This window comes from Actinomadura sp. 7K534 (genome assembly GCF_004348575.1).
GTDB classification, from domain to species: domain Bacteria; phylum Actinomycetota; class Actinomycetes; order Streptosporangiales; family Streptosporangiaceae; genus Spirillospora; species Spirillospora livida.
In genome coordinates, this window is the sequence record NZ_SMKB01000036.1 from 31,223 (window position 1) to 43,831 (window position 12,609).

At 72.3% G+C, this 12,609-nt stretch carries 9 protein-coding genes and 1 riboswitch; all 9 genes read right to left on the reverse strand.

Translation table 11 applies throughout. The annotated features are described in order from the left end of the window. Positions 1–86: 86 nt before the first annotated feature. Positions 87–1,247, reverse strand: a complete 1,161-nt coding sequence (locus E1266_RS10615; protein WP_132046144.1) for an NADH:flavin oxidoreductase — start codon at positions 1,245–1,247, stop codon at positions 87–89. Between the two features lie 25 nt (positions 1,248–1,272). Continuing rightward, complete coding sequence (locus E1266_RS10620) at positions 1,273–2,427, reverse strand: acetyl-CoA C-acetyltransferase (RefSeq protein WP_132046145.1); 1,155 nt, start codon at positions 2,425–2,427, stop codon at positions 1,273–1,275. A gap of 19 nt (positions 2,428–2,446) precedes the next feature. Then, positions 2,447–3,100, reverse strand: coding sequence for a TetR/AcrR family transcriptional regulator (locus E1266_RS10625; protein ID WP_132046146.1), 654 nt, complete (start codon positions 3,098–3,100; stop codon positions 2,447–2,449). A gap of 8 nt (positions 3,101–3,108) precedes the next feature. Then, a complete protein-coding gene (locus E1266_RS10630; RefSeq protein ID WP_132046147.1) occupies positions 3,109–3,885 on the reverse strand; it encodes an SDR family oxidoreductase in 777 nt (258 codons plus the stop codon). After that, on the reverse strand, positions 3,882–5,081 hold the full coding sequence (locus E1266_RS10635) for an acyl-CoA dehydrogenase family protein (protein WP_132046148.1): 1,200 nt from the start codon (positions 5,079–5,081) through the stop codon (positions 3,882–3,884). Before E1266_RS10635 ends, E1266_RS10630 begins: the two co-directional genes overlap by 4 nt. A 24-nt stretch (positions 5,082–5,105) precedes the next feature. After that, positions 5,106–6,380 (reverse strand): glycosyltransferase, encoded by a 1,275-nt coding sequence (locus tag E1266_RS10640; protein WP_132046149.1) that lies wholly within the window; start codon positions 6,378–6,380, stop codon positions 5,106–5,108. Next, positions 6,364–9,252 (reverse strand): CDP-glycerol glycerophosphotransferase family protein, encoded by a 2,889-nt coding sequence (locus E1266_RS10645; protein WP_243718350.1) that lies wholly within the window; start codon positions 9,250–9,252, stop codon positions 6,364–6,366. Before E1266_RS10645 ends, E1266_RS10640 begins: the two co-directional genes overlap by 17 nt. A 307-nt stretch (positions 9,253–9,559) precedes the next feature. Then, positions 9,560–10,321 carry a CHAP domain-containing protein gene (locus E1266_RS10650; protein WP_243718351.1) on the reverse strand — a complete coding sequence of 254 codons (762 nt, stop codon included), beginning with the start codon at positions 10,319–10,321 and terminating at the stop codon, positions 9,560–9,562. An 11-nt stretch (positions 10,322–10,332) separates the two neighbouring features. Continuing rightward, positions 10,333–10,475, reverse strand: a riboswitch (cyclic di-AMP (ydaO/yuaA leader). A 466-nt stretch (positions 10,476–10,941) separates the two neighbouring features. After that, positions 10,942–12,609 (reverse strand): PP2C family protein-serine/threonine phosphatase (locus E1266_RS10655; protein WP_132046151.1); only part of this gene is annotated, 1,668 nt, incomplete at its 5' end.

The following is a 12,609-nucleotide window of genomic DNA, read 5'->3' on the forward strand; positions in this document are numbered from 1 at the left end:
GCCCGGGAAAGGAGAAAGCGACGATCATCGTCGGCCGCGTCCTGCTACGCGGCCTTCAATGGCGAATTCCCGGCCTGATCTGGCCGTCAGGCCGGGATGACGGGGCAGTGGGTGCCCTTGTAAATCGTGGGGACGCAGCGGTTGCAGTGGATGCACAGGGACGGGGTGGAGGGGTCTGCCGCGATGCGGTTCACCAGGTCGGGTTCGCGGAGGAGCGCGCGGGCCATGGCGACGAACTGGAACCCCTCGGCCATGGCCTTGTCCATGGTCGCTCGGTCGGTGATCCCCCCGAGCAGGACGAGCGGCAGGTCCAGTTCGGCGCGGAACCTGCGCGCGTGTTCGAGCAGGTAGGTGTCCTGGTAGGGGTAGACGCGCAGGAACCTCTTGCCGAACATCCGCATGCCGATCCGCATCGGCAGCTTGTAGCTGGCGGCGAACTCGGGGATCGGCATCTCGCCGCGGAACAGGTACATCGGGTTGAGCAGCGAGCTGCCGGCGGTCAGCGTCAGCCCGTCGACGGTGCCGTCCTCCTGGAGGCGGCGCGCCACGTACAGGCTGTCGTCGATCTCCAGGCCGCCGCGGACGCCGTCGCGCATGTTGAGCTTGGCGGTGATCGCGATGCGGTCGCCGACCTCGTCCCGGACGGCGCGGGCGATGCCGAGCGGGACCTTCGCGCGGTTCTCGATCGGGCCGCCGTAGGCGTCCTTGCGCCTGTTGAGCCGGGGGCTGAGGAACGAGCTGGCGAGGTAGTTGTGGCCGAAGTGGATCTCGACCGCGTCGAAGCCGGCCTCGATCGCCAGGCGGGCGGCCTCGGCGTGCGCCCGGGTGATGCGGTCGATGTCCTCGGCCGTGGCCACCTTGGTGAACCGCATGCCGAGCGGGTTGAAGAACCGCCCGGCGGAGATCGCGGGGAGCCGGGTCGAGCTGGCGTCCGCGACGGGTCCCGCGTGCCCGATCTGCGCCGCCGCGGCGGCGCCCTCGGCGTGGACGGCGTCGGTGAGCCGCCGCAGGCCCGGCACTGCCTCGGGCCGCATCCAGATCTGCCCGCCCTCCGTGCGCCCCTCGGGGGCGACCGCGCAGTACGCGACGGTCGTCATGCCCACTCCCCCGGCCGCGGGCCGCCGGTGGTACTCGATCAGGTCGTCGCTGACCACCGCGTCAGGCGTCATCCCCTCGAAGGTCGCAGCCTTGATCACGCGGTTGCGCAGGGTGAGCGGCCCTAGCCGGGCCGGTTCGAACACGTCCACGGGCGGACTCCGGGTCTGTCGGGGGTCAGAGGCGTTCGATGATCGTGACGTTGGCCTGGCCGCCGCCTTCGCACATGGTCTGGAGGCCGTAGCGGCCGCCGGTGCGCTCCAGTTCGTGCAGGAGGGTCGTCATGAGGCGGGCGCCGGTGGCGCCGAGGGGGTGGCCGAGGGCGATGGCGCCGCCGTTGGAGTTGGTCGTGGCCGGGTCGGCGCCGGTCTCCTTCAGCCAGGCGAGGACGACGGGCGCGAACGCCTCGTTGATCTCGACGGCGTCGATGTCGCCGATCGTCATCCCGGTCTTCTTGAGCGCGTACTCGGTGGCGGGGATCGGGGCGGACAGCATCCGGATCGGGTCCTCGCCGCGGGCGGAGATGTGGTGGATGCGGGCGCGGGGGGTGAGCCCGTGGTCCTTGACGGCCTGCTCGGAGGCGATGAGCAGCGCGGCGGCGCCGTCGGAGATCTGGGAGGAGACGGCGGCGGTGAGCCGTCCGCCGTCCACGAGGGTCTTCAGGCCCGCCATCTTCTCCAGGGTGGTGTCGCGGCGCGGCCCCTCGTCGGTGGTGACGCCCTCGTAGGGGACGATCTCGCGCTCGAACCGCCCTCCGTCGATGGCGCGGATGGCGCGCTGGTGCGACTCGTAGGCGAACTGCTCCATCTCCTCGCGGGAGATGTCCCAGTCGCGGGCGATCATCTCGGCGCCGTTGAACTGCGAGACCTCGCGGTCGCCGTAGCGGCTGACCCAGCCCTTGGACCCGGCGAAGGGGCCCTCGGTGAAGCCGAGCGGCTCGGCGGCGGTCATCGCGTACGCGATGGGGATCTGCGACATGTTCTGCACGCCGCCCGCGACGACCAGGTCGGACGTCCCGGAGAGGACGGCCTGCGCGGCGAAGTGGACGGCCTGCTGCGACGAGCCGCACTGCCGGTCGACGGTGACGCCGGGGACCTCCTCGGGCAGTCCGGCGGCGAGCCAGCAGGTGCGGGCGATGTCGCCGGCCTGGGGGCCGACGGTGTCGACGCAGCCGAACACGACGTCCTCGACCGCGGCGGGGTCGGCCTTCGTGCGGTCCATCAGCGCCGACAGCACGTGCGCGCCGAGGTCGGCGGGGTGCGCGCCGGACAGGCCGCCGCCGCGCCGCCCGACCGGAGCGCGGACCGCGTCGACGATGTATGCCTCGGCCATGGGGGTCTCCTTCGTGGGGCTAGCTCGTGCGTGGTTCCTGGCTCGTGGGTGGGGTGGGGCTCGCCTGGATGCCTTCGAGGAACATGGCGAGGTACTGCTTGGCGATGTCGTCGGCGGACAGCCGCCCGCCCGGCTGGTACCAGTTGGCGGCGACCCAGACGGTGTCGCGGATGAAGCGGTAGACGAGACCCGGGTCGAGGTCGGCGCGGAAGGCACCCTCCCGCACGCCCTGCTCCAGCAGGGAGAGCCACATCTCCTGGAACCGGCGGCGCGACTCGTTCAGGTACTGGAACCGCTCGCTCGTCGCGAGGTGCTTGGACTCGTTCTGGTAGATGACGACGGCGGGCCGGTGCCGGTCTATCGAGCGGAACGACTCGACGACGATGCCCTCCAGGGTGTCGCGCGCGCTGAGCCCCGCCGCCAGGACGCGCTCGTAGGAGGCCCACATCTCGTCCAGGAAGGTCGACAGGATCTCGTCTGCCATCGCCTCCTTTGAGTCGAAGTGGTAGTAGAGGCTGCCGCCGAGGATGCCCGCGGCGTCGGCCACCTTCCGGACGGTGGTGGCGGAGTAGCCCTGGGAGGCGAACACCTCGGCGGCGGTCGCGAGCAGCTCGGCCCGCCGTTCCGCGCGGGCGGCGGCGGTGCCCTCGGCGTCGCGCCGTCGTGGACTCATGCGTGTTCCTATGCGTGCTGGGATGAGACGGAGACGACCTCGCCCGTCATGTACGAGGAGTAGTCGCTGGCCAGGAAGACGATAACGTTGGCCACCTCCCATGGTTCCGCGTAGCGGCCGAAGGCCTCGCGGCGGGTCAGCTCGTCCAGCAGCTCCTCCGACGTCACCTTCACCAGGTGCGGGTGCATGGCGAGCGACGGGGAGACGGCGTTGACCCGGACGCCGAACTCGGCGGCCTCCAGCGCGGAGCAGCGGGTGAGGGCCATGACCCCGGCCTTGGCGGCGGCGTAGTGGGACTGCCCCTTCTGCGCCCGCCAGCCGATCACCGACGCGTTGTTGACGACGACGCCGGAGCCCTGGCCCCGCATGATCCGCAGGGCGGCGCGGGTGCAGCGCATGGTGCCGTTGAGCGTGATGTCGAGGACGCGGCTCCACTGCTCGTCGGCCATGTCGACCAGCTCGGCCGTCCCGCCGAGGCCGGCGTTGTTGACCGCGACGTCGATCCGGCCGAAGCGCTCCACGGCGAGGTCGTAGAGGGCCTGGACCTGCTCCTCCGACGTCACGTCGCAGGGCAGGGCCGTCACCCGGCCCGCGCCGAACTCCTTCTCCAGCTCCTGCGCGGACGCGGCGAGCCGCCGCTCGTGCGCGTCGGAGATCAGGACGCGGGCGCCCTCCTCCAGGCAGCGGCGCGCGGTCGCGCCGCCGATCCCGGCGCCCGCCGCCGCGGTGATCACGACGGCGCGGCCGTCGAGGAGGCCGTGCCCGGGTACGTAGGGGGGCGTCATCGGCGTGCCTCTCTGCTCGCGGCCGGTTCACGGGGCAGGCCGAGGACGCGCTCGGCGATGATGTTGCGCTGGATCTCGTTCGACCCGGCGTAGATCGTGTCGGAGCGGGAGAACAGGAACAGCCGCTGCCAGTCGTTCAGGTCGTAGGGCGCGCCGTCGGCGACGAGGCCGGCGGCGCCGAGGACGTCCATCGCCAGCTCCCCCAGTTCCCGGTGCCAGGTGCTCCAGACGAGCTTGGAGATGGACGACTCGGGCCCGGGCGCCCCGGCGGCGATGCCCGCCATCGTCCGCACCGCGTTCAGGCGCATGATCTCCAGGCCCATGTACGACCTGGTCAGGCGGTCGCGCAGCAGCGGGTCGTCGATGGCGCCGGTGCGGCGGGCCAGTTCGGCGACGCCCTCGAACTCGCGGCGGAACCCGACCTGCTGGCCGAGCGTCGCGACGCCCCGCTCGAACCCGAGCGTCGCCATTGCGATCTTCCAGCCGTCGCCGGGCGCGCCCACGATGTTCCCGGCGTCGGTGCGGGCGCCGTCGAAGAAGACCTCGTTGAACTCGGAGGTGCCGGTGAGCTGGACGATCGGGCGGATGTCGACACCGTCCTGCTTCATCGGGACGAGCAGGTAGGACAGCCCGCGGTGCCGGGCCGACCCGGGCTCGGTGCGGCAGACGACGAAGCACCAGTCCGATTCGAGGGCCAGCGACGTCCAGACCTTCTGGCCGTCGACCGCCCAGTGGCCGCCGCGCAGTTCCGCGCGGGTCTGCACGTTGGCGAGGTCGGAGCCGGCGCCGGGCTCGGAGTACCCCTGGCACCACAGTTCCTCGACCGCGACGATCGGCGGGAGGAAGCGGGCGCGCTGCTCGTCGGTGCCGAACGCGATGATCGTGGGGCCGAGGAGGTTCTCGCCGATGTGGTTGACCCGGGCGGGGCCGTCCGCGAGCGCGTACTCCTCGTGGAAGATGACCTGCTGCTCGACGGTGGCGCCGCGCCCGCCGTACTCCTCGGGCCAGCCCACGCACGTCCAGCCGGCGGCGGCCATGTGCCGCTCCCAGGCGAGCCGCTCCTCGAACGCCTCGTGCTCGCGGCCGGGGCCGCCGAGCCCGCGGGCGTGGGCGAACTCTCCCGACAGGTTGGCCTCGAGCCAGTCGCGGACCTCGGCGCGGAACGCCCGGTCCGCCGGGGAGTCGTTCTCTGTCACGCCGCGCACTCTACCAAACAGTTGTTAGAAAGAATCGCCCCCCAGTGCGGGCTCGGCCGCGCGCTCCGCCACCGGTCCGGAGACGTGCGACGGCGCCCGCACGGGCCGCCTGCCCACGGCCCGCTCCGCTGGGACGGGCGGCAGATCGCGGTGGAGGAGATCGAAGAGCCGGTCCCATCTGGCGAGGACCGCGTCCGGATGAAAGCGCGTGACCGACGCGCGGGCCTCCGCGCCAAGTGCGCGGCGCAGCGCCGGGTCCTCGATGAGGCGCTCCATCTCCCGCGCGAACGCGGCGGTGTCGCCCGGGTCGACGAGCACGCCGCCCCGCTCGTCCCCGAGCAGGGCCCGGACGCCCGGCGCGCAGTTGAAGGCGACCGTCGGCAGCCCGTACGCCATGGCCTCCAGCACCGACATCGGGAAGCCCTCGGCCCGCGACGGCAGCGCGAAGACCGACGCCTCCACGAGCGCCTCCTCCACGTCGTCGACCACGCCGCGGAACTCCACCGAGCCCGACAGCCCGGCCGTCCGCACCCGCCCGCGCAGGGCCTCCTCGTCCGGCCCGCCGCCATAGATGTGCAGCCGCCAGCGCGGGTGGCGGGGGGCGAGCCGCTCCCACACCTCCAGCATCAGGTCCACGCCCTTCTCGTACGAGAGGCGGCCCACGCAGGCCACGACCGGGAGGTCGAGCGTGGGGTGGACGCTAGGGACGATGTGCAGCGCGTTCGGGATGTAGTCCACGTTCGTCATCCCGTCCCTGGCCCAGGCGTCGGCGTCCTCCTCGGTGAGCACCAGGAAGCGGTCCACGCCGGCGTAGTTCTCCTTGACCCGTCTGTACCGGGACGACTTGCGGGTGGCCCAGAACGACTCGTGGCTCATGCCCACCACGCGCAGCCCCGCCGTGTCGGCTCGCCGCACCCACTCCATCGCCCACACCTGCGCCGCGATGACGACCGAACCCGGCCGCGCGGCGGCGAACAGCTCCGACAGCCGGGCGGCGCCGCGCCGCTGCGCCGCCGTCCGCCGCAGATCCCGGCCGCGTGCGAGCAGGTTCAGGCGCTCGCGGCGCCGCCGGGGCCGCCACGCCATCGCGGGCGACCGCCATTCCCTGTGCAGCACCTCGACGGCGTACGAGCCGTCCCTGCCGTGGTGGTGGCGCTCCGGCCCGCTCGTGATCGCGACGAGGGTGACGCGGTCGCCGCGCCCGGCCAGCAGCCGCGCCATGTGGTGCGCCCAGCGCTGCAGGCCGCCCATCTCGTCGGCGTTGTTGCACACGATGAAGACGTCACGCGGTGCGGCCATTCCTCTTCCCCCTGTGGCGTTGCGGTTCTGCGGCCCGGAAGTAGCGGTCCACGACCGCCCGGGCGGCGGTGCCCCGGTCGTGCTCGCCGAAGCGCGCGGCGAAGGCGCGGCGCCGGGCGGCGTGGACGGCCGCCGCCCGGTCCAGCCCGGCGAGCGCCGCGACGAGCTCGTCCCCGGTGCGGGTGATCGGCCCCGGGGCGTGCCGCTGCAGGTCGAAGTAGCCGGTGACGCGGTCCCGGCCGTCCGGCAGGTGCAGCACGATCGGGCGGTCCAGGAGCGCGAAGTCGAACATGATCGAGGAGTGGTCGGTGATCAGCGCGTCGGCGAGCAGCAGCAGCGGGGTGACGTCGGGCACGCCTCCCACGTCCCGCATCACCGTGTGCGAGCCGGGCGGGAGGTTGGCCCGGCACAGGTAGTGGGGGCGGACGAGCAGGACGAACTCGTCCCCCAGTTCCCGCGCGAACACCTCGGGTTCGAGGGGCGGCTCCAGCAGCCGGACCGGGCGGCCCTTCGGGCCCGTCAGGAACGTCGGTGCGTACAGCACGGCGCGGCGACCGTCGCCCAGCCCTAGCGAGTCCCGGAGGGCGGCGACCTCGGCGGCCAGCTCGGGGTCGTCGTCCAGGCCGTTGACCAGGGGATCGTTGCGCGGGTAGCCGACCGGCAGGAGTTCCGCGCGGACGCCGAGGCCCCCGCACAAAGTCTCCTCGTCGTGCCCGGACCGGACGAGGAAGCAGTCGTAGCGATCGACCATCCGCCGCAGCCGCTCCCGCTCCGCGGCGGCACCGCCCTTGAGCCGCGGCTGGTCCAGGCCCATCAGCTTGAACGCCGACCCGTGCCAGGTCTGGATGTAGGTGGTCTCCGGCCGCTTGCGGAGCCCGTCCGGGTAGCCCTGGTTGTCGATCCAGAACTCGGCCCGCGCGAGCGCCAGGTAGTAGGCCCAGGACCCGCGCTTGACGAGCTCGGCGTCGCGCGGGAACCCGTCGGGGGACGACGCGTACGACCACACGGCCCTGACCGGGAGACCCGAGCGGCGCAGCTCCCGGTAGACGTACTTCGGGTTGTCCGAGTACTGCTTGCCGAGCTGGCTCTCGAACACCGCGAGGCCCGTCCGGACCGGCAGCCGGCTCAGCACCCGGTTGAACACCGCGACCTTGGTCTTGCGCGAGGTCAGCCTCCGGCGGGCGCTCCTGTCCAGCCGCCGCACACGCCGCCAGGCGCGCCGTCCGGCCCGGACCACCGGGACGCGGCGCGCGGCCGCGCCGGCCAGCCGCGCCCACGGACTGTCCGTCTCCAGCGCGAACGCCAGGTGCCCGCCGCCCGTGACGTACGAGCGGAGCCGGTCCCCGGCGAACCGCGTCAGCCGGGGCCGGACGGGCAGCACGACCCCGTCCAGCTTGGGCGACCCGCGGCCCTCGCCCAGCCGGGTGACCACGTCCTCACCGTCCGCCCTGAGGCGGAGCCGGACGTCCCAGACAGGGTCGATGAGCCCGGTCGGCCGGAGCACCGCGACGGGGTCGAACTCGGCCTCCCAGCCGATCCGGTCGCCCTCGTGCCGCAGCCTCGCCCGGATCCGCGCCCTCCGGGATTTCCGCCGCCGGTCGCAGAACTCCAGTGTGCCGGACAGTCCGGCCGGGCCGATGCGGCCCAGCGGGTTCAGCACGTGGCCGGCCATGCGGGCCCGCCCTCCCCGCATCTCCAGCTCGGTCACCGTGTTGGCCGGCCGAAGATCCTTCAGGGGGCGCAGATGGAAGCCGAAGTCCGTGACGTCCAGGACGCGGCGGCCGAGGGCGCCGCGGGGCCGGCCCGCGCCCCAGAAGACGCGCCCGTCCCGCTCCACGAGCCGCGCGCGCAGCTCGGGCCGCTTCTCGGGGGCGTACTCCGCGGCCGCGAGCGCCCCGGCGTGGTCCCCCTCGCGCACCAGGTACGCGGCGATCGCGGGCAGCGTGTTGGCCTCCTCGAACACGCGGGGATCGAGCTCCGCCAGGTAAGCGGCCGCGAGCCCCAGGAACCGCTCCTGGTAGCCGACGTCGCGGCCGCGCATCTCCCGCATGTAGAGGACCAGGTCGTGGTTGATGAACTTGACGTCCTTGGCACGTCCCAGCTCGTGGGCGCCGCGCAGCGCGAACAGCATGTCGATGCGCCGGTGGATCTCCAGGCGGTCGGCGAAGTTCGCCAGGTCCGCGCGCCGGTTGGAGATGGAGGGCGCCGGCGTCCGCTCACTGACCAGCCAGTTGTAGACGCGGTGCGGGATCAGCGCCGTCCCCCGCGCCGCCAGGTAGGCCTCGGCGGTGAACAGCAGGTCCTCGTAGTGCAGGTCCTCGACGAACCTGAGGCCGTGCTCCTCCAGGAAGGACCTGCGGTACGCCTTGTTGGTCGACAGGGTGTCGTAGAGGAGGCGGGGGTTCTCCTCCAGCGACCCGAACACGGCTCTGCGCCGGTAAAGCCACGGGTACCAGGGCCGGACGCGTTCCCGCGCCCCCTCCGGCAGGTCCAGGAAGATCCGGTCGCACCGCCCGGACACCAGGTCGGCGCCGGTGTCCTCGGCGGCGCCGAGCAGGTTCAGGCAGGCGTGCCGGTCCAGCAGGTCGTCGCTGTCGAGGAACATCACGTACCGGCCGGTGGACGCCTCGACGCCCGCATTGCGCGGCCGGCCGCAGCCGCCGGAGTTGGACGGCAGGTGCACGGCCCGGACGCGGCCGGGGTGCGCGGCGGCGATCCGGTCGGCGACCTCCGCCGTGCCGTCGGTGCTCGCGTCGTCGACGATGACCGTCTCGACACCGCCCAGCGACTGCCCCAGCGCCGACGCGACCGCGCGCGGCAGCCTCCGCGCATCGTTGTAGGCGATCACGACCACACTCAGATCCGGGCGCACTGACATCCCCCCGCGGCTTCGGCTCCGGGAGCCCCCGGACCTCCGGCGAAGGCGCCCGACCCCGGCCTTCCCGCTCGTGGACGCTCCCTTCCAGGCGCCGGTCGGACGCGCGTGCACGGATTCCTTTCCAGGAACGCCGCGCTGAGGTCCAAGAGCGATCAAAGGCTGTCAATGGTTGGCATTACCCGACTTCCGCGGAGAGAAGGGGCACCCGGCCCGGGAACGCCAGAAGGCGCCCGGCAGGACTGCCGGGCGCCTTCCGATCGACGCGGAACCGCGTGGAGCACGGACGTGGCCGTGCGGTGGATCAGGCCTTGTAGTCGGGGTAGCCGTAACCCACGATCACGGACTTGCTGCGGACCTTCTTCTCCACCTTGTCGTTCGTGTTGCCCTCGATGGTGCTGACGGTGCCGTTGCCGTTGTCCTTGACGACGATCCCGACGTGGTCGATGGCGCCGATGCTGGAACCGCGGTCCCAGTCGAAGAACACGACCGAACCCGGCTTGGCCTTCTGGCCCCAGCGCCCGGTCTCCTTGAACCAGGAGGCGTGCTGGACGGTGTAGGCGTCCCAGCCCATGTTCTTCACACCGGTCTGGGCGCCCAGCCACGACACGAACATGTTGCACCACTGCGCGCCGTTGTAGGCCTTGACCGAGAACCCGCCGTCACGCTTGGCGGTGGCCTTGGCGTGCGGGGTCGACACGAACCAGTCGTGGTACTTGGTCTGGCCGCCCCGGCCCTCCGAGATGCCGACCTGCTTCTCGGCCAGCTTGATGACCTCGGACGGGTCCACGTCGCGCGGCGGGACCTTGTAGCCCATCTTGCGCGCCTCGGCGGCCGAGAGGGCGGTGGAGCCGCTCGACTGGTTCGACTGGTTCGAGACGCTCGCCGCGACGGAGCCGTTCTTGGCGGCCGCCTGGGCAGTGGTCTCCGCCGACGCGTCGCCGGCGAGGGGGTTGATGAGCGCGAGCCCGACGGCCCCCGCGAGCACCGCGCCTACCGCGGCGCCGACCGCCTTGTCCTCGGCGGTGATGTTGTCCATGGAAAGTCGATTGAAACGACCGGTCATGCAGGGAATCTCCTTGTCTTCCATGACGCCTACCGGGTTAGCTGACGGATTCGGGCATGGAAGCAGCCCTACGGCGCGACTCTCGGACGCGCCGATTCACCCCTGGAACCTGGGTCCCCGGCTCCGTGCCGGTCGGATTCGACCGGACGGACTCGGCCTCGCACCGCGGGCGCGGTGCTGACTGTTCGGATTTATCTCAGCGACTGATCTCGGTGAGGGGGCGCGCATCGTCTGGCGCGCATCGCGTGCGGGATCCGCTCCGCGATCCTCGGCCGCGACATGGGCGGCCGGTGGCAACGCATGGGGTGCGCTGCGTGATTCGGATAGAAGGTATCAACGTTCTCAAGGAACGCAAATCGCGGACAAAACACCGTCTTGCCTGCTCAAAGACCTTCCAAGACACCACCAACAGCGTAAGGACCCGATGTCTTCCCGATCACCGGTCGACCGGCCACAGCCCCTGCCAGCAGGGGCCTCCCGGCATCCGGGGAAAGGTAAAGGACCCGGGGACGACGACGGCCGGCACATGGCGGTCCGCCACGTACCGGCCGTCTTCACCCCCGGTTACGCGTGGTGCACATCACACGAGGCGGTTCTCCCGCCCCCGAACATGACGCTCCTCACTCCACGCGGACGGCGAAGAGCGTGGTGTCGTCGGCCGCCCTGTCGTGCTCCATGCGGGCCAGGACCTCGTCCAGCACCAGCTCCGGCCGGGTGGAGGAGTCCTGCAGGATGTCGGTGAGGCGGTTGATCCGGTCGTCCAGGTCGGCGTCCCTGCGCTCCACCAGCCCGTCGGTGTACAGGAAGATGACGTCGCCCTGGTCGAGCTGGGTGGTGATCGTCGTGTACTCCCAGTCCGTCATCGCGCCGAGCATCGGGTCGCGGACGACCTCCAGGCGCTCCGCCCGGCCGCCCCGCATCAGGATCGGCGGCGGATGGCCGGCGCACGTCCACTCCATCACCCGCCGGCCCGGGTCGAAGACGGCGACGATGGCGGTCCCCGTCGCCGTCGGGTCCATGGTGCCCACCAGCTCGTTCAGCCAGCCCACCAGCCGTCCCGCGGGCTCGCCCGTGCAGGCCAGGCCCAGCAGCCCGTTGCGGCTGCGCGCCATCGCCGCGGCGGCGGGCAGCCCGTGCCCGGCCGCGTCCCCGATGGCGAACAGCGCGCGCCCGTCCGCCAGCGCGCGGGTCGCGTACCAGTCCCCGCCGATGCGGGCGGTGCTCTCCGCCGCCAGGCTGCGGATCGCCGTCATCAGGCCCGGCAGCCGCTCGGACTCGTCCTCGTCCGGCAGAATCGCGCGGCGCAGCGTCACCGCCACCCGCCGCTCCTGCGCCATCCGCTCCTGCTGCTTCAGCATCTGCCGCCGGGTCTCGGCCAGCGCCCGCTCCACCCCGCGCCGCCGCGTGATGTCCTGCGAGACGATGTTGATCGAGACCGGCAGCCCGGAGTCGCCCAGCACCGGCTCGGCGAACATCCAGAGGTGCCGCGGGGCGCCGTCCGGGCCGATCACGCGGTGCTCGGCCTCCACCGGCTCCCGGCGCGAGAACATCGTCTGGACGGCCTCCTCCACCAGTGGGAGATCGTCCTCGGCCACGGCCTTCGGCAGGTCGTGCGGCGACGGCGGCACCTCTTCGGGGCCGAGCCCGTAGTTGGCCAGCATCTGCGGCGTCCAGTCCGCCTCACCCGTGGCGAGGTCCCACTCGCCGAACCCCACCAGGGCGAGCCGCTCGACCCGCTCCAGCCGCCGCACGGTCCGGTCCTCGGCATGGTGGTACCGCCAGGTCAGGCAGATGCCGGTCGGGACCGCCACGCACCGCACGCTCGTCCGGGACGAGCGCGACAGGCCGCGCTGGGCGGTCGTATAGGGAATGGAGGAACGTTCCAAACTGGTCCCGGTCTCCAGGACCTCGATGTAATCGTCGAACAGCCCGCTCTGCACCGTCCCCGGATCGGTCTGCAGGAGCCGCTGCCCGGTCAATTCCTCCCTGCCGCGGCCGAACATGTCGCGGGCGCCCTCGTTGAGGGCCACATAGAGAAAGTCGGCCACGTTGCCGTCCGGCCCGCGCACGGGCACCAGATGGGCCGACGAATCCAGCGTCGCGTCCAGCACGGCCCGCGCCATCGGGTCGTCCGGCACCCGGCCGAGGATCTCCTCGTCCCCCGCGGTGTCCTCGGCCGTCACCCGGCGAAGGACGTCCTCGACCTCCGACAGCGCGGCCCGGCGCTCGGCCGCGCCGCCCTCCGCCCGGGGCGCGCGACGCCCCGCCAGCACGGCCCCGGCCGACCC